15 protein-coding genes are annotated in these 16,285 nt (G+C 69.5%); 7 read left to right on the top strand and 8 right to left on the bottom strand.

The features are described 5' to 3' along the window. Window positions 1-47: 47 nt before the first annotated feature. Window positions 48-671, top strand: a complete 624-nt coding sequence (locus ABRP18_RS12215) for an HAD-IA family hydrolase (RefSeq protein ID WP_061017688.1) — start codon at window positions 48-50, stop codon at window positions 669-671. Here the strand turns inward: ABRP18_RS12215 and ABRP18_RS12210 are convergent. Further along, window positions 668-2,128, bottom strand: coding sequence for an MFS transporter (locus tag ABRP18_RS12210; RefSeq protein WP_046749673.1), 1,461 nt, complete (start codon window positions 2,126-2,128; stop codon window positions 668-670). The two genes, ABRP18_RS12215 and ABRP18_RS12210, sit on opposite strands and share 4 nt — an antisense overlap. A 150-nt stretch (window positions 2,129-2,278) precedes the next feature. Here ABRP18_RS12210 and ABRP18_RS12205 point away from each other — a divergent pair, with 150 nt between their 5' ends. Genes ABRP18_RS12205 through ABRP18_RS12195 form a run of 3 tightly spaced genes read left to right on the top strand, consistent with a single transcriptional unit; the run spans window position 2,279 to window position 3,146 of the window. Next, a complete protein-coding gene (locus ABRP18_RS12205; RefSeq protein WP_349884725.1) occupies window positions 2,279-2,776 on the top strand; it encodes a metallophosphoesterase in 498 nt (165 codons plus the stop codon). Further along, window positions 2,773-2,982 (top strand): hypothetical protein, encoded by a 210-nt coding sequence (locus ABRP18_RS12200; protein WP_349884724.1) that lies wholly within the window; start codon window positions 2,773-2,775, stop codon window positions 2,980-2,982. The genes ABRP18_RS12205 and ABRP18_RS12200 overlap by 4 nt, the downstream gene beginning before the upstream one ends. A gap of 5 nt (window positions 2,983-2,987) precedes the next feature. Further along, entirely contained in the window at window positions 2,988-3,146 is a 159-nt protein-coding gene (locus tag ABRP18_RS12195; RefSeq protein ID WP_230977834.1) for a hypothetical protein, read from the top strand. Between the two features lie 30 nt (window positions 3,147-3,176). Here ABRP18_RS12195 and ABRP18_RS12190 read toward each other — a convergent pair whose 3' ends face one another. From ABRP18_RS12190 to ABRP18_RS12160, 7 genes are all read right to left on the bottom strand, one after another. After that, entirely contained in the window at window positions 3,177-3,530 is a 354-nt protein-coding gene (locus ABRP18_RS12190; protein ID WP_046749662.1) for a hypothetical protein, read from the bottom strand. Window positions 3,531-3,583: 53 nt separating this feature from the next. After that, complete coding sequence (gene ribH / locus ABRP18_RS12185) at window positions 3,584-4,057, bottom strand: 6,7-dimethyl-8-ribityllumazine synthase (RefSeq protein WP_058632892.1); 474 nt, start codon at window positions 4,055-4,057, stop codon at window positions 3,584-3,586. Further along, entirely contained in the window at window positions 4,054-5,322 is a 1,269-nt protein-coding gene (gene ribA, locus ABRP18_RS12180; RefSeq protein WP_349884723.1) for a GTP cyclohydrolase II, read from the bottom strand. Before ribA ends, ribH begins: the two co-directional genes overlap by 4 nt. Beyond that, window positions 5,319-5,948 (bottom strand): riboflavin synthase, encoded by a 630-nt coding sequence (locus tag ABRP18_RS12175; protein ID WP_179515890.1) that lies wholly within the window; start codon window positions 5,946-5,948, stop codon window positions 5,319-5,321. Before ABRP18_RS12175 ends, ribA begins: the two co-directional genes overlap by 4 nt. Next, entirely contained in the window at window positions 5,948-7,009 is a 1,062-nt protein-coding gene (gene ribD / locus ABRP18_RS12170) for a bifunctional diaminohydroxyphosphoribosylaminopyrimidine deaminase/5-amino-6-(5-phosphoribosylamino)uracil reductase RibD (RefSeq protein WP_046749658.1), read from the bottom strand. Before ribD ends, ABRP18_RS12175 begins: the two co-directional genes overlap by 1 nt. A 285-nt stretch (window positions 7,010-7,294) precedes the next feature. Further along, the gene (locus ABRP18_RS12165; protein WP_193761598.1) at window positions 7,295-8,158 is read right to left on the bottom strand and encodes an Fpg/Nei family DNA glycosylase; all 864 of its coding nucleotides are present in this window, start codon (window positions 8,156-8,158) and stop codon (window positions 7,295-7,297) included. A gap of 56 nt (window positions 8,159-8,214) precedes the next feature. Beyond that, a complete protein-coding gene (locus ABRP18_RS12160; RefSeq protein ID WP_349884722.1) occupies window positions 8,215-8,778 on the bottom strand; it encodes a GNAT family N-acetyltransferase in 564 nt (187 codons plus the stop codon). 78 nt (window positions 8,779-8,856) lie between these two features. On the opposite strand from ABRP18_RS12160, the gene mfd reads away from it, so the two are divergent. From mfd to ABRP18_RS12145, 3 genes are read left to right on the top strand one after another with little or no spacing between them, the layout of a single operon-like run. Beyond that, entirely contained in the window at window positions 8,857-12,432 is a 3,576-nt protein-coding gene (gene mfd, locus ABRP18_RS12155) for a transcription-repair coupling factor (protein WP_349884721.1), read from the top strand. Between the two features lie 35 nt (window positions 12,433-12,467). Beyond that, window positions 12,468-13,091, top strand: a complete 624-nt coding sequence (locus ABRP18_RS12150; RefSeq protein WP_046749654.1) for a gamma carbonic anhydrase family protein — start codon at window positions 12,468-12,470, stop codon at window positions 13,089-13,091. Continuing rightward, window positions 13,088-16,144, top strand: coding sequence for an aminotransferase class III-fold pyridoxal phosphate-dependent enzyme (locus ABRP18_RS12145; protein WP_349884720.1), 3,057 nt, complete (start codon window positions 13,088-13,090; stop codon window positions 16,142-16,144). The genes ABRP18_RS12150 and ABRP18_RS12145 overlap by 4 nt, the downstream gene beginning before the upstream one ends. Window positions 16,145-16,285 lie beyond the last annotated feature (141 nt).

The raw sequence follows: 16,285 nt of genomic DNA, 5'->3' as shown, positions 1-16,285 counted from the left end.
GACGCGGGCCGGGAAGTCAATACATGTTGACGTGACAGTCTGGGGCGATGATTTCGAAGAAGTGGGTCCTGTTCGACATCGGTGGAGTTCTCGAGGTCGTCGACGACGACGCATGGCAGCAGGAGTGGTGGGATCGCTGGCAGGTGGCGAGCGGTCTCGACCGCGGTGTCTTCGATGCGCGCATCGCGGCCGCCCATCTTCCCGCGATCGACGTCACCACTGGGACGGAGTCGGATTTCTGGGACGCGGTGAGCACAGCGCTCGACCTCGATGCCGCGCAACGCAGCGCCATGCGCGCCGACTTCTGGGACGCGTACTGCGGCACCGCCAACGGGGAACTGATCGAGTACGCGCGAACCCTCTCGTCGCGCGCGGGAACCGCGATCCTCTCCAACTCGGCCGATGGCGCGCGAGAGGAGGAGGAACGCCGCTTCGGGTTCTCCGAGATCTTCGATCCGATCTGCTACAGCCACGAGCAGGGCGTCAACAAGCCGGAACGTGAGGCCTACCTGCGTGCGCTCCAGCGCATGGGGGCGAAGCCGGGAGACGTGCTGTTCATCGACGACCACCAGGTGTCGGTCCACGGAGCCGAAGCGGTCGGGATCCGCGCCGTGCGGCATGTCGACAACGCGACGACGATCGCCGCGATCGAGGGATTCCTCGCGGACTAGAGCTCGACGGCTGCGGCCACGCCGAGGTCGTCGTCGTAGTCGTGGTCCTTCGTCTCCGGCGAGAGGATCAGCGCGATGAAGGTCAGCACACCCATCGCCGACAGGTACAGACCGACCAGCCAAGGCGCGCCGCCGGCCACCTCCCACAGCTTCAGAGCGATGAGCGGGGCCACCGCCGCGCCGAGGATGGAGGAGACGTTGTAGGCGATGGCCGACCCCGTGTACCGGACGTTCGTCGGGAACAGCTCGGGCAACAGGGCTCCCATGGGCCCGAACGTGGCGCCCATCAGCATGAAGCCGAACACCAGGAACGCCTGCGTGAGCGCACCCGTGAACTTGGGGTCGATCGCCGGGAGCAGGAACGCGTTGAAGGTGAGGCCGAACACGATGATGGTTCCCGTGACCCACAGCAGCAGCTTGCGCCGGCCCACCGCATCGGCGATGGGACCCGAGAGCAGGGTGAAGACGCCGAAGAACACCACGCCGATGATCTGCATCAGCACGAAGTCGGTGTAGCCGAAGCCGAGTCCCGGATAGAACTGCGCTGCGAACTTGGTGGGATCGAACGAGGCGCCGGTCGCCTCGGCCGCCGCCTTCGCCGCAGCCGAGGCCGTCTCCAGCGACGCGGGCTTGGTGCCGTAGGCGAGGGTGAAGTTCGTCATCAGGTAGAACAGCACGTACGTCGCCAGCATGATGAACGTGCCGAGGATGAGCTGCTTCCAGTGGTGGCGGAACACGGTCGCGAGCGGGAGCTTGCGGATCACGCCCTTCGTCTCGGCCTTCTTGAAGGTGTCGGACTCGACGAGCTTGAGCCGCACCCACAGGCCGATGATGACCATCACGGCGGAGAACAGGAACGGGATGCGCCAGCCCCAGGCGAGGAACGCCTCGGACTTCAGTGCCGGGTTGTCGGCGTGCGGCAGCAGCCAGTTGATCGCGAGGAAGAGGAAGTTCGCGATGATGAACCCGAGCGGGGCTCCCAACTGCGGGAAGGTGCCGTACCAGGCGCGCTTGCCCTTCGGGGCGTTCTCGGTCGCGACCAGGGCCGCCCCTGACCACTCGCCGCCGAGCGCGAAGCCCTGCGCGAGGCGGAGGATCAGCAGCAGCAGTGCCGCCCACCAGCCGATGTCCTGGTAGGTCGGCAGCAGACCGATCACGAAGGTCGCGATGCCCATCGTCAGCAGAGAGGCCACGAGCGTGGCCTTGCGTCCGAACTTGTCGCCGAAGTGGCCGAACACCACAGCGCCGATCGGTCGGGCGACCATCGCGGCGCCGAAGACGGCGAACGAGGAGAGGAGCGATGTCGTGTCGTCGCCGGTCGGGAAGAACAGCACCGGGAACACGAGCACGGCCGCCGTCGCATACGCGTAGAAATCGTAGAACTCGATCGTGGTGCCGACCAGGCTCGCGGTGATGACGCGCGAGCGGGGATTCGCCGGCGCAGTGGCAGTGCTCATGTGTGTTCCTCCGATCGAGTCCCCGGTATACCAAGGGACTCGGGCGAGTTTACGCCTTCCTGAGTGTTTGCTGTACGCGCATGTCGCGTGTCATCCCGGAGAGCGCGTGCGGTGCGTAGAGTCGGGGAGGCGGAACGCGGGGAGGACACCATGGCGACGAGGATGCTGCTGCTCGCTGACACGCACGTCCCGAAGAGGGCGAAGCGGCTGCCGGAAGCCGTCCTGTGGGCGATTGACGAGGCGGACATCGTCGTGCATGCGGGCGACTGGGTGGACGAGACGACGCTGGACCTGCTCGCGTCCAAGGCACGCATGCTGCAGGGCGTGTTCGGCAACAACGATGGCGATGAGCTGCGCGCGCGGCTCCCCGAGATCGCCCGCTTCACCGTCGAAGCTGTCGACGTCGCCGTCGTGCACGAGACGGGGCCGTCGAGGCAGCGCGAGAGTCGCATGGACGAGGCCTTTCCCGACGTCGACCTGCTGGTCTTCGGGCACTCCCACATTCCGTGGGACACCGTGTCGCCGGCGGGCATGCGGCTGCTGAATCCCGGGTCGCCGACCGACCGTCGACGACAGCCCGCCCGCACGATGATGTGGGCCGAGATCGACGGTGCCGCGGTGAAGGCCACGCTGGTGACGCTGCCGTGAGCGATGTTCCCGTGTACCGCGCGCCGATGCGTTCGCGTGACGACCGGGTTCCCGCAGGAGCCGCGGTCGAACGTGCTCTCGTCCTCGGCGTGCGCGGGCTGGGTGGACGCCTCGATGCCGCCCCCGAGGGGCTGACGGACGCGCTCGTCGCGGTCGACCTCCGGCACGGCGAACGCCCGATGCTGCTCAGCTCTGGCCGCCGCTGACCACCGTGCAGCAGCACCCCGAGCGCGTGGGCGCACTCGCGGTGGACGCTTTGCTCGCGGAACTCGAGGGCGCCGGGTCGGCCGGTCTCGACCGACCGCAGACGCCGCTGGTGGGAACGGAGCTCATCGTGAGAGGGAGCACAGCGCCTCCCCGGAAGCGCTGAGCGCTCCGGGCGTCATGTCGACGTGTGTGGTCAGCGCCAGATGACGGCGAGTCCCGCGTTCAGGAGTGCCAGGATGCCGATCAGCCAGAACACGGCCGGCGGCACGGCGTCTCCGCGCTTCTGTCGCGCCGAACCGATGCCGAGGAGCGCGCCGATGATGACCAGCACGACCAGCTTGACGCCGATCTTCACGTAGTTGAGGTCGTAGTCGATGCCCCACGGCGCGGCGAGGGCGAGACCTGCGACACCGGCGATCGCGAGACCGTAGTCCATGATCTTCGTGATCTGGCGCTTACCGCCGAAGGCCTGCGCGGCCCAGGCGCCGAACAGCACGGCGAAGCCGATCAGGTGGATGAACACGACGATATGACGCAGGGTCTCCATGCCCTCACCGTACGAGCGTGGAGCCCTCCTGCGCTAGCAAGGGCAGGCTGACCTCAGCCGCGGAGCTCCCTCGTGACGAGAGCGGTGCGCAGGGCGGCATCGGCCGCCTCGGCGCCCTTGTCCTCCTTGGAGCCCGCCAGCCCCGCGCGGTCCAGTCCCTGCTGCTCGTCGTCGAGAGTCAGCACGCCGAAGCCGACGGGCTTGCCGGCATCCAGTGCGACCCGAGTGAGGCCGTCGGTGGTCGCCGCCGAGACGTACTCGAAGTGCGGGGTTCCGCCGCGGATGATCACGCCCAGCGCGACGACCGCGTCGGCTCCCCCGGCGAAAGCGGCCTGCGCGGCGATCGCGAGCTCGAAGGAGCCGGGCACGCGCACGAGCCGGTGCGTGGCGTCGGCGGCGTCGAGCACGCGCTCCGCCCCGGCGATCAGGCCGTTCGAGATCGTCTCGTGCCAGGTGCCGGCGATGATGACGACGTTCAGACCCCGCCCGTCGATGTTGCCGGTCTCGGGTGCTCCTGCGCCGCTCATTCGTCGTCCTTTCCGTGGGCGAGTGCCTCTGCGAGGTCTGCTTCGCCGATGATGTGACCCATCCGGTCACGCTTGGTCTCCAGGTACTGGTGGTTGTTCGGACCCACTCCGACGATCAGCGGCACCTGCTCGATCACGTCGAGGCCGAGTTCGCGCAATTGCGCGACCTTGTCGGTGTTGTTCGTCAGCAGACGCACCTTCGATACGCCGAGGTCCGAGAGGATGCCGGCCGCCGCGGCGTAGTCGCGCGCATCTGCGGGCAGGCCAAGAGCGAGATTGGCATCGACCGTGTCGAGGCCCTCCTCCTGCAGGCTGTAGGCGCGCAGCTTGTTGATCAGGCCGATCCCTCGCCCCTCGTGGCCGCGCATGTAGATGACGATCCCGCCCTCCTTCTCGATCGCGTCGAGTGCGGAGTCGAGCTGTGGGCCGCACTCGCACTTCAGCGACCCGAACGCCTCGCCGGTCAGGCACTCCGAGTGCACGCGTACCAGCGCGGTGTCGCCAGTCTCGCCGGAGACGACCGCGATGTGGTCGGTGCCGGTGATGCGGTCCTTGTACGCGAGGAAGCGGAACGTGCCGTGCGTGGTCGGGACGGTGGCGTCGGCGCGCAGGCTCACGCGGCGTCCGCGGTGCGCACTGGGCGTCGCGCCATCGGGGTCGATCTCGTTCAGGTGGGCGATCAGCTGCTCGATCGTGATCACGGGTACGCCGTCTCGCGCACCGAGCTCGATGAGTCCGGGCAGGCGCATCATGCTGCCGTCCTCCGCGACGACCTCCGCGATCGCTCCGACCGGGCGGAGCCCCGCCAGCTTCATGAGCTCGACGGCGGCCTCGGTGTGGCCGCTGCGCTCGCGCACGCCGCCGTCGACCGCCCGCAGAGGCAGTACGTGGCCCGGGCGGATGATGCTGGTCGACGTCGACTCCGGGTTCGACAGCACGTTCAGCGTGTGGGCGCGGTCATGGGCGCTGATGCCGGTGGTGACCCCCTGCGCGGCGTCGACGCTCACGGTGTAGGCGGTCGAGCGGGCGTCTTCGCTGGCGGCGACCATCGGCGGCAGGTTGAGGTGGTCGGCGAGGTCGGCGGGCATCGGGGCGCAGATGAAACCGGACGACCAGCGCACGGTCCACGCCACCCACTCCGGCGTCGCGAGCTCTGCCGAGAGGATGACATCGCCCTCGTTCTCGCGGTTCTCATCGTCGGCGACGAGGACGGGTCGCCCGGCGCGCAGGGCTTCCAGGGCTTCGTCGATCGTGGAAAGGCTCATCGCGAGCCTCCTTCCGGTGCAGCCCGGAACGCGAGGAGGCGTTCCACGTGGCGGGCGAGGATATCGGTCTCCAGGTTCACGCGGTCCCCCACGGCGCGGACGCCGAGGGTCGTCGCGGCGAGGGTCTCGGGGATCAGCGAGACCTCGAACCACGGAGAGGGGTCTGCAGGGGCGGTGACGGCGCTCACCGTCAGCGAGGTGCCGTCGACCGAGATGGAGCCCTTGTCGACGACGAGTGGGGCGAGATCGGCGGGCAGACTGATCCGGAGCACGCTCCACTGCGCGCCGGGCCGCACCTCGAGCACCTCGCCGACCCCGTCGACGTGGCCCTGCACGATGTGTCCGCCGAGTCGGGCGCCCACCGGCATGGCCTTCTCGATGTTCACGCGGGTGCCGATGGTCGCCGACCCGATCGCGGCCACATCGAGCGTCTGCTTCATCACGTCGGTGTCGAAGGTGTCCGCGGTCGAGCCGACCACGGTCAGGCACACGCCGGAGACGGCGATCGACTCGCCGTGCACGGCATCCGCAGCGGCGCGGGGCGCGCGCACGGTGAGTCGCCAGCCGTCGCCCGCGGGGGTGATCGCGGTGATCTCGCCCATCTCCTCGATGATTCCGGTGAACATCAGGCGGCTCCTTCGCTCTGGGGGTTCGTGGTTTGCGCAGGGTCCGCCGCGTCCGCGGGGTGTGCGACGGCGAGCAGGTCCTCGCCGAGAGGTACCCATTCGTCGACGACGAGGCGGCGCGCCTCGCCGATGGATCCGACGCCGATCTCCGTCAGGGCGAGCCGGCGTCCGCCCAGCAGCACGGGCGCGATGTAGGCGAGCACCCGGTCGGCCAGCCCCGCCGCGATGAAGGCGCTGGCGAGCGTCGGGCCGCCCTCCACGAACACGCTCTGCACGCCGCGGGCATGGAGGTCGGCCGCGACGGCATGCAGGTCGCGGGTGTCGAAGAACAGGGGCGTCTGCGGGTGGCGATGCACCGCTGCCGCGGCGGGTGTGGGCCGCGTTCCGATGATCACGGGGATCGGCTGATGCGGGTGCAGAGCTTCACCGTCGCGGGCCGTGAGAGCGGGGTCGTCGGAGAGCACCGTTCCCGTGCCGACGACGATCGCATCGGCCGCTGCCCGGCGACGGTGCACGTCGGTGCGGGCTGCGGATCCGGTGATCCACCGGCTCGACCCGTCATCGGCGGCGGCGCGGCCATCGAGGCTCTGCGCCCACTTGACGGTGATGTGCGGACGGCCGAGTCGCTGGGCGGTCAGCCATCCGGCGATGAGGGCGTGCGCGGCATCCGCCTGTTCGCCGGACTCGACCTCGACGCCGGCAGTGCGCAGACGTTCCGCGCCGCCCCCGGACACCGCGCCGGGATCGTCGAGAGCGTAGACCACCCGTGAGATGCCCGCCTCGATCAGGGCGACGGCGCAGGGGCCAGTGCGGCCCGTGTGGTTGCAGGGTTCGAGTGTGACCACGGCCGTCGCGCCTTCGGCTTCGCCGGGAGCGAGTTTCGAGAGAGCGTCGACCTCGGCGTGCGGAGTGCCGGCGCCGTGGTGCCAGCCCTCGGCGAGCACGGTGCCGTCGGGGGAGAGGATGACCGCGCCGACCTGCGGGTTCGCCCCGCGGGGCCCGCGTGCGGCGAGATGGAGAGCGCGGTCCATCGCGGTGCGCTCTGCCGCGTTCACTGCCATCCGTCGTCCTCCTCTGAGGCTCCGGATTCGGGCAGGGATGGCGGAACGGACGCACGTATGCGTCTCGTGCTGCCTCCCTTCCGGACTAGCGAGGTCTCCCTCGCATCACCGTCGGTCCCGGAATTCCACCGGATCGGCATCTCGATCTCTCGAGACGCTCGCGGACTGTCACCGCCGGTTCGGATTCCCACCGACCCCGGAGCACGTTGTTGATCTGAGTGTAGTCAACGCATCTGCGCAGATTTCATTCCAAGACATGCATCCGGGTGCGCCACGCGCTCGCCGTCACTTGAGAAGCCGGGACAGTCGCCGGTCGGCGAGCACCTTGCCGCCGGTCTGGCAGGTGGGGCAGTACTCGAGCGAACGGTCGGCGAAGAACACGCTGCGGACCGTGTCGCCGCACACCGGGCAGGCCTCCCCCCGGCGGGCGTGCACCTGCATCCCACGGCGCTTCGCATCCTTCAGGTCGGCCGGTGGCTTGCCGGAGGCTTCGGCGACCGCTTCGGTGAGCGTGTCGCGCATGGCATCGAAGAGGCGATCGATCTCGGCACCGTCGAGCGTGTCGGCGATCGCATACGGCGACATGCGAGCGGCATGCAGGATCTCGTCCGAGTACGCGTTGCCGATACCGGCGATGACCGCCTGGTCGCGCAACAGCCCCTTGATCTGCATGCGGCGGCCGTCGAGCAGGGCGGCGAACGTCTCGCGCGTGAACGCCTCGTCGAGCGGATCGGGTCCCAGCCTGGCGATGCCCGGCACCTCCTGCGGATCGCGGACGACATACACCGCGAGCGACTTCTTCGTGCCCGCCTCCGTGAGATCGAACCCGCTCCCGTCGTCGAGCGCGACGCGCAGGGCGATCGGCGACTTGCCCGGCTTGATGAGCGTCGTGGGGAGGGTCTCGTACCAGCGCAGCCAGCCGGCCTTCGCGAGGTGGAACACCAGGTGCAGTTCGTCGCCGCAGGAGAGCACGACGAACTTGCCGAGACGGGTGGACGCCGTGATCGTCTGCCCCTGAAGCGCATGGATCGGCGGATCGTACGTCTTCAGCGCGGCGATCGCCGAGACGGTGGCGCGCGTGATCGTGTGCCCCACGGCGCGCTCGCCGAGGAAGGTGGACAGCCCTTGGACTTCCGGCATCTCCGGCATGCGTTCATCCTGTCATCGGCCGCCGACACTGTCACGTCCCGGCTCGTGAGCGCGCCTCAGAGGATGGGCCAGTCCACGGGGGTGCGGTCGTCGCTCGGCAGCAGCCCGGCCAACCAGCCGTCGTCACGGCCGCGCGGGCCGGTGAGCGCCTGTCGCTGCAGACCTTCGTAGTGGAAGCCGAGGGCGCGCGCGGCACGGGCGGAGGGGATGTTCCCGACCACGGCCTGCCAGCGGATGCGGACGAGTCGGAGCCCGACGAACCCCCAGTCGACCACGGCCCTGCCTGCTTCCGCGAGATACCCCTTGCCCCTGGCGGCCTCCGTCACCCAGTAGCCGATCTCGGCGGTGGCGCCCGTGAAGTGCTCGGTCAGGTTGTGCAGCCCGATCATGCCGACGAGCTCGCCCTCCGCGAACATGCCCCAGACGGCCTCCGACTCCGTGTCCCATTGCTCCGCGACGAGGCGCACGAACTCCGCGGCGTCCTCGCGGGCATAGGGGCTCGGGACGGTCGTCCAGCGCGGGATCTCCGGGTCCTGACAGGCGTCTGTGATCGCATCGATGTCGTCCTCCGTCGGGGCGCGCAGGACGAGACGTTCAGTGGTGAGGACGACGGATCGCATCCCGACAGCCTACGAAGACCTGTGCCTCCGCGAACGCGGAGCGGCCGGAGTGTCCGCGGGCGCGACTAGTCTTGTCCGGTGACTGTTCCGGGGATTCTGCGCGCCTTGGAAGAGGCGTCTCTGTACCGCGATGCCCTCAGCTGGGCGCGCACCGACGCCGATCTCGGCCTGGTCGACGGGCTCGATGCGCCCGCGCTCGCCGGGCTGCTCGAGAAGCGCGCCGCGGCAGGGCACCCCGCCGCCCTGCTCGCCGTCGTCCCCACGGGCAGGAGGGCGGAGAGCCTCGCGCTCGCGATGCACGCCTACCTTCCGGAGGCCGATGTCCTGACCTTCCCGGCCTGGGAGACGTTGCCGCACGAGCGGCTCAGCCCGAGCCCCGACACGGTCGGCCAGCGGCTGCAGACCCTGCGCCGGATCGCCGAGTGGTCGGGCGATCACCCGCTCGTCGTCGTGGCATCCGTGCGCGCCGCGCTCCAGCCGATCGCGGGCAACCTGGGAGAGATCGCCCCGCTCGAACTCGCCGTCGGCAGCAGGGGGAACGAACTCGACCTCGCGGTGGAGCAGCTGGTCGAGCGCGCTTACTCGCGCGTCGACATGGTGTCCCGTCGCGGAGAGTTCGCGGTGCGCGGCGGCATCCTCGACGTCTTCCCTCCGACGTCGGAGCATCCGTATCGCGTCGAGTTCTTCGGCGACGAGATCGATCAGATCCGCGCGTTCTCGGTCGCCGATCAGCGCTCGTTGCCCGGCGACGTCACCGGTGTCGATCTGCCTCCCACCCGCGAGCTGCTGCTCACCGCCGAGGTCCGAGATCGTGCCCGTGCCCTGGTCGGAGGCTTCCCCGCGATCTCGGGAATGCTCGAGAAGATGGCCGAGGGCATCCCGGTCGAGGGCATGGAGTCGTTGCTCCCCGCCGTCGCAGGGCCGCTGAAGTCGCTGGCCGAGTACCTGCCCGTCGGCAGCGCCACGGCGATCATCGACCCGGAGCGTTCGAGTGCGCGTGCCATCACCCTCGGCGACACGAATCGTGAGTTCCTCGATGCCGCGTGGAGCGCCGCGACCTCGGGGGCGTCGGCTCCCATCGACCTCGGTGCCGGCGACTTCCTGACGATCGCCGAGCTGCGCGAGGTCGTGCGGGATCGGGACGGCGTGTGGTGGCGGCTCAGCCCGTTCGGAGCCGGGCTCGGCGAGGGCGACGCGGACGCCACGAACCTCGGCGCCGCCGTCATCCCGTCCTTCCACGGCAACGTCGACGGCGCGATCTCCTTCGTCGAGGCGAAGCTGACCGACGGGTGGCGCGTCGTCGTGATCGCGGCGGGTGGCGGTCTGGTCGACCGCGCACGCGACGTGCTCGCCGACCGCGGCCTGGCCGCCCGAGTGGTCGAGACGCTCGGCGATGCACCGGAGGGCGGCGTCGCGACGCTGGTCACCGGGTCCGTGGAAGCCGGCTTCCAGGTGGCGGAGGCGAAGCTCGCGGTCCTCACCGACAACGAGTTCTACGGCCGCACGATCGGCGGCGACCAGCGCGTGGTCAAGAAGCTCGCATCGCGCCGCAAGAACGTGGTCGACCCGCTGCAGCTCAAGCAGGGCGACTTCGTGGTGCACGCCACCCACGGCATCGGCCGCTTCGTCGAGATGACCAAGCGCGAGGTGTCCACCGGTGGACGCAACGCCACGAAGTCCATCCGCGACTACCTCGTGCTCGAGTACGCGCCCTCCAAGCGCGGGTACCCCGGCGACAAGCTGTTCGTTCCGACGGATCAGCTCGACCTGCTCTCGAAGTACGTCGGTGGCGAGGCCCCCACGCTCTCGAAGATGGGCGGCAGCGACTGGTCGCAGGCCAAGGGCAAAGCACGCAAGGCCGTCCGCGACATCGCCGTCGAGCTCGTGAAGCTCTACTCCGCCCGGATGAGCGCGAAGGGCCACGCGTTCGGCCCCGACACCCCGTGGCAGCGCGAACTCGAAGAAGCCTTCCCGTTCGCCGAGACCCAGGACCAGTTGCAGACCATCGACGAGATCAAGGCCGACATGGAGCGGCCGATCCCGATGGACCGTCTGCTCTCGGGCGATGTGGGCTTCGGCAAGACCGAGGTCGCCGTCCGTGCCGCGTTCAAGGCGATCCAGGACGGCAAGCAGGTCGCCATGCTCGTGCCGACGACGCTGCTCGTGAAGCAGCACCTCGAGACGTTCACGGAGCGCTTCGCGGGCTTCCCGGTGAAGGTGCGGCCGCTGTCGCGCTTCCAGACCGACAAGGAGGCGCGCCTCACCCTGCAGGGCCTGCTGGAGGGCTCGGTCGACATGGTGATCGGCACCCACCGCATCCTCACCGATCAGGTGATCTTCAAGGACCTGGGCCTGATGATCATCGACGAGGAGCAGCGCTTCGGCGTCGAGCACAAGGACGCGCTCAAGAAGATGAAGACGAACGTCGACATCCTCGCTATGAGCGCGACCCCGATTCCGCGCACGCTGGAGATGGCGGTCACCGGCATCCGCGAGATGTCGACCCTGGCGACGCCACCGGAGGACCGGCATCCGATCCTCTCGTTCGTCGGTCCCCGCAGCGACAAGCAGATGGCGGCGGCGATCCGACGCGAGATCCTGCGCGAAGGCCAGGTGTTCTTCGTGCACAACCGGGTGCAGTCGATCCAGCGGGTCGCGAGCGAGCTCGCCGAGCTGGTGCCGGAGGCCAGGATCGCGGTCGCACACGGTCAGATGGCCGAACACCAGCTCGAACAGGTCGTCGACGACTTCTGGGAGCGCAAGTTCGACGTGCTCGTGTCGACGACCATCATCGAGACCGGACTCGACATCGCGAACGCGAACACGATCATCATCGACCGCGCCGACAAGTACGGACTCAGCCAGCTGCACCAGCTGCGCGGCCGCGTCGGTCGTGGGCGAGAACGCGCCTACGCCTATTTCCTGTACGACGAGATGAAGCCGCTGAGCGAGACTGCCGCCGACCGTCTGCAGACGATCGCGGTCAACAACGAACTCGGCTCGGGGATGCAGGTCGCGCTCAAGGACCTCGAGCTGCGTGGTGCGGGCAACATGCTCGGTGCCGAGCAGGCCGGTCATATCGCCGGCGTGGGCTTCGACCTCTACCTGCGCATGATCGGCGAGGCCGTGGCGACCTTCCGCGGCGACGAGGTCGAGACCGGGCAGGAGCTGCGGCTCGAGCTGCCCCTCGACGCGCGCATCCCCGAGTACTACATCGACAGTGAGCGGCTGCGCCTCGAGGCGTACCAGAAGCTCTCCGCCGCATCCGCTGCGACCGCGAAGGACGATGCCATCGACCTCGTCGTCGAAGAGCTCGTCGACCGCTATGGCACTCCGCCGGAAGAGGTCGAAGGGCTGCTGGCCGTCTCGCGCCTTCGTCGTCGTGCGGCACGGGCGGGGCTGACGGACGTCGTGGTGATGGGGTCGAACCTGCGCATCGCGCCCGCGCGGCTCGAGGACTCGATCAAGGTGCGGCTGCAGCGTCTGTACCCGAAGGCGAAGCTCGTCTCCGGGGGAGAGGCTCTGGTCGTGCCGATGCCCATGGTCCCTGCTGCAGTCGGCGTGGGGCTCGAACCCCTCCCCGATGCGCAACTGCTCGAGTGGGTCGGACAGCTGTTCACGGCGATCTTCCCCGAACCGGTCAAGGCCGAGTAGCGCGGGGCCCCGGGCCGCAGTACTAGTCTGGCCGCATGTTGTACGAGCACCTCGGGGCTCGCCCCCGCATCCATGACACCGCCGTCATCGCCCCCACCGCCGTCGTCTCCGGAGACGTGGAGATCGGGCCGGGCTGCCAGGTGCTGCACGGCGCCGTGATCACCGCCGAGGGAGGCGCGATCACCCTCGGTGAGCACGTCATCGTCATGGAGAACGCGCTCATCCGGGCGACTGCGGCGAACGCGGTGCACATCGGATCGCACACCCTGATCGGCACGCTGTCGAGCATCGCCGGTGCGACCGTGGGGGAGGAGACGTTCCTCGCCTCGGGGTCGCGGGTGTTCAACGGCTCTCTGATCGGATCGCGCTGCGAGGTGCGCGTCAACGCGATCGTGCTCCGCCGCGCGGTGCTGCCTGAGGGCACCGTCGTGCCGATCGGCTGGGTGGCCGTCGGCGACCCCGTGCAGCTGTTCTCGCCCGACCGGGAGGAGGAGATCGCGGCGGCGCAGCCCGACCTCGACTTCCCCGGGCACGTCTTCGGGGTCGACCGGGACACCCCCGACCTGATGGTGCAGCTGACGGAGCGCTACGGCAGCTCGCTGGCACGGCATGCGCAGGATGTGAGCCTCGACGCGCACCGCGGGCAGTCCCACGCATGACGGGCGACGTGGGCCTGGTCCGCCCCGCCGTCAGCACGGCCGACGCCACGCGTATCGCCCTCGACTGCTGGGGGATCGCGGCGACCGCGGAGGAGCTGGGCAGCAACCAGGATCGGAACTTCCTGCTCACCACGCAGGATGGGGCGAAGAGCGTGCTCAGGATCGACAACCCGGTGTTCGGCGATGACGAGCGCGAGGCGCAGCACGTCGCACTCGATGCCTACCGTGACGCAGGCGTCGAGGTCCCGGCGGTCCTCCCGGGGCTCGACGGCGCGCTCACCCAGCGCTGGAACGGCTTCGCCGCGCGGCGCAGCGAGTGCGCGCCGGGCGAGCCGATGGTGGATGCCGGATACCTCGCACCCGTCGTGCTCGCGGAGTTCGGGGCGCTGGCCGGCGCATCCGTGAACGCGCTGTCGGCGCTGGATCATCCCGGCCTCGACCGTCGGCAGATGTGGGACATGCGCGTCGCGTACGAGCAGATCGATGCGCTCGCGCCGTCGATCGCCGATGCCGCGCTCCGGGGACGGGTGCTGCGCGCCGCGGCCAAGGCGCATGCCGCCGTCGAGCCTCTCGCCGACCGGCTCCCCGTGCAGGCGATCCACGGCGACCTCACGGACGACAACGTGATGGGGGAGCGCGGCGACGACGCACGGCTGCACCCGCGCACGGTGCTCGATCTCGGCGACCTCGGGCTCGGCTGGCGCGTCGCCGAGCTGGCGGTGTGCGCGGCATCGATGCTGCACCACGAGCCCGAGCGGCCGTTGCGGGTGCTCGAGACGGTCGCCGCGTTCCATCGCCATGCGCCGCTGAGCGACACGGAGGCGAGAGCGGTCTGGCCGCTCGTGGTGCTGCGTGCTGCCCTGCTGGTCGCGAGCGGGTGGCGTCAGCTGGAGATCGACGGGGACAACGACTACGCGCGTGAGAGGGTCGCGGGCGAGCAGGCGATCTTCGACGCCGCGACACTGCTGCCGCTCGTCGAGATGACAGAGCACGTGCTCGCCGCGGTCGGCGTCGATGAGGGCCCCGGCTTCGATGCGGCGGATGTGGTGACCGATCCTGACGCCGCTCCGCTGGCCGCGCTCCTGCCGGATCTCACCGGTCGCGTCGCCGTGATCGATCCGGGCGTCGAGTCGGCGGACCTCGACGGCGGACGCTGGCTCGAGGAGACGTCGGAGCGGGAACTGGTCGCCGAGGCGATCGAGCTCGGGGTCGCCGTAGCGGTGCTGCCGTACGGGGTGTTCCGACTCACCCGGGCGCGCATCGACGAGGCCGAGTCGGGGGAGACGTGGGCGACGGCGTGTGAATTGCATCTCCCTCCGGGCCCTCGCGTGAGGGTGGCGGCTCCGGCGAGCGGGCGGGTGACGCAACGGGGCGGGGTGGCCCGTCTCGTCCTCGATCTCGACGGTGTTGGCGACGACGGTGATGGAGACGACGGTGCTGGCGACGGTGATGGAGACGACGGTGCTGGCGACGGTGCAGGCGACGACGGTGCTGGCGACGGTCACGACTGGGTGCTGCAGATCTCGGGGCTCGACGCGGAGGAGCGGCGCGAGCGCCCCGTGGACGTCGGCGAGACCGTGGGCTGGATCGCTGCCGCATTCGAGCCGCGGCGCCTGACCGTCGGCATCCACCGCGATGATGCTCCGGAGCATCAGGCGGACGGTGCGCCACTCGTCGCGCCCGAGCGCGTCCCGGCGTGGAGCCGTCTTACCGCCGACCCCGCACCGCTGCTCGGGCTGCCGTCGTTCGTGCAGCGCGACGACGCGGCCGCAGAACTGCGGCGACGTGAGCGGATCTTCGCCTCCGCGCAGGAGCGCTACTACGAGCGTCCTCCGCAGATCGAACGCGGATGGCGGCACCACCTGATCGACACCACAGGGCGCACCTACATCGACATGGTGAACAACGTCGCCGGCCTCGGGCACGCGCATCCGAAGGTCGCGGAGGCGGCAGGCCGCCAGCTACGCACCCTGGCCACGAATTCCCGCTTCCTGTTCCGCGACCTCGCGGAGTACAGCGAACGGCTGCTCGCCCTGATGCCGGAAGGAAGCGGGCTCGACACCGTGCTGCTGGTCAACAGCGGCTCCGAGGCGGTCGATCTGGCGATCCGTCTGGCCCAGGCCGCGACCGGACGACGCACGGTCGTCGCACTGCGCGAGGCATATCACGGCTGGACCGCGGCGAGCGATGCGGTCACCACCAGCGCGTACGACAACCCCTCCGCGCTCGAGACGCGTCCCGACTGGGTGCACGTCGCGGATGTGCCCAACCGCTTCCGCGGCACGTATCGAGGGGCGGATGTCGCCGCCGACTACCTCGCCGACTTCGCGAGCGATCTCGACCGGCTGCAGGACGAGGGGCGGGAGGTCGCAGCGTTCCTCTGCGAGTCGATCCTCGGCAACGCGGGCGGAGTGGTGCTCCCCGAGGGCTACCTGGATGGTGCCTATGCGCAGATCAGGGCGGCGGGCGGGCTGTGCATCGCCGACGAGGTGCAGGTCGGCTTCGGGCGGATGGGGTCCGCCTTCTGGGGGTTCGAGCTCGCAGGCGTCGTGCCGGACATCGTCACGATCGCGAAGCCCATGGGCAACGGTTACCCGATCGGTGGTGTGATCACGTCGAAGCGCATCGCCGACGCGCTGTCGACGCAGGGGCAGTTCTTCTCATCGGCCGGAGGCAGCTCGCTCAGCTGTCGTGTCGGACTCGCGGTGCTCGACGCCATGGTCGAGGACGACCTGCAGCGCAACGCCGCCGTGATCGGCGCCCGCCTCGCCGAGGGGCTTCGCGGCCTCGTCGATCGGCATCCGCTGGTGGCCGTCGTGCATGGGGAGGGCCTGTATCTCGGCGTCGAACTCGTGCGTGACCGCGACACGATGGAGCCGGCGGCCGCCGAGGCCGCGGCGATCTGCGAACGGATGCGGGAGCTCGGTGTGATCGTGCTGACCACCTCCGAGAGATCCAACGTCCTGAAGATCAAGCCGCCGCTGTGCCTCACAGCCGAGAGCGCCGACCATGTCGTCGCGATGCTGGATCGGGTGCTCGCCGAAGGATGGTGACCGCGGCGCGGATCTTCGAATCCCGCGGTACGTCCGATTGTTAAAAGCGCATTTCGAACCGAATTCGCCGTAGCGCAGATGATTCCCTCCGGTCCATACTGTTGCTCAGCGTCGGACGACCCGAAGTCCGACCCATGCGCT

The sequence above is a fragment of the Microbacterium sp. WHRI 7836 genome (assembly GCF_040223885.2).
GTDB lineage: Bacteria > Actinomycetota > Actinomycetes > Actinomycetales > Microbacteriaceae > Microbacterium > Microbacterium oxydans.
Note: the sequence above shows the minus strand (reverse complement) of the source record. Positions and strands in the feature narration are given on the sequence as shown.

Excerpts from the sequence above, each read along its gene's own strand:
- ABRP18_RS12215 (WP_061017688.1), top strand. The coding sequence starts at position 48 with ATGATTTCGAAGAAGTGGGTCCTGTTCGACATCGGTGGAGTTCTCGAG.
- ABRP18_RS12210 (WP_046749673.1), bottom strand. The coding sequence starts at position 2,128 with ATGAGCACTGCCACTGCGCCGGCGAATCCCCGCTCGCGCGTCATCACC.
- ABRP18_RS12205 (WP_349884725.1), top strand. The coding sequence starts at position 2,279 with ATGGCGACGAGGATGCTGCTGCTCGCTGACACGCACGTCCCGAAGAGG.
- ABRP18_RS12190 (WP_046749662.1), bottom strand. The coding sequence starts at position 3,530 with ATGGAGACCCTGCGTCATATCGTCGTGTTCATCCACCTGATCGGCTTC.
- ribH (WP_058632892.1), bottom strand. The coding sequence starts at position 4,057 with ATGAGCGGCGCAGGAGCACCCGAGACCGGCAACATCGACGGGCGGGGT.
- ribA (WP_349884723.1), bottom strand. The coding sequence starts at position 5,322 with ATGAGCCTTTCCACGATCGACGAAGCCCTGGAAGCCCTGCGCGCCGGG.
- ABRP18_RS12175 (WP_179515890.1), bottom strand. The coding sequence starts at position 5,948 with ATGTTCACCGGAATCATCGAGGAGATGGGCGAGATCACCGCGATCACC.
- ribD (WP_046749658.1), bottom strand. The coding sequence starts at position 7,009 with ATGGCAGTGAACGCGGCAGAGCGCACCGCGATGGACCGCGCTCTCCAT.
- ABRP18_RS12165 (WP_193761598.1), bottom strand. The coding sequence starts at position 8,158 with ATGCCGGAGATGCCGGAAGTCCAAGGGCTGTCCACCTTCCTCGGCGAG.
- ABRP18_RS12160 (WP_349884722.1), bottom strand. The coding sequence starts at position 8,778 with ATGCGATCCGTCGTCCTCACCACTGAACGTCTCGTCCTGCGCGCCCCG.
- ABRP18_RS12150 (WP_046749654.1), top strand. The coding sequence starts at position 12,468 with ATGTTGTACGAGCACCTCGGGGCTCGCCCCCGCATCCATGACACCGCC.
- ABRP18_RS12145 (WP_349884720.1), top strand. The coding sequence starts at position 13,088 with ATGACGGGCGACGTGGGCCTGGTCCGCCCCGCCGTCAGCACGGCCGAC.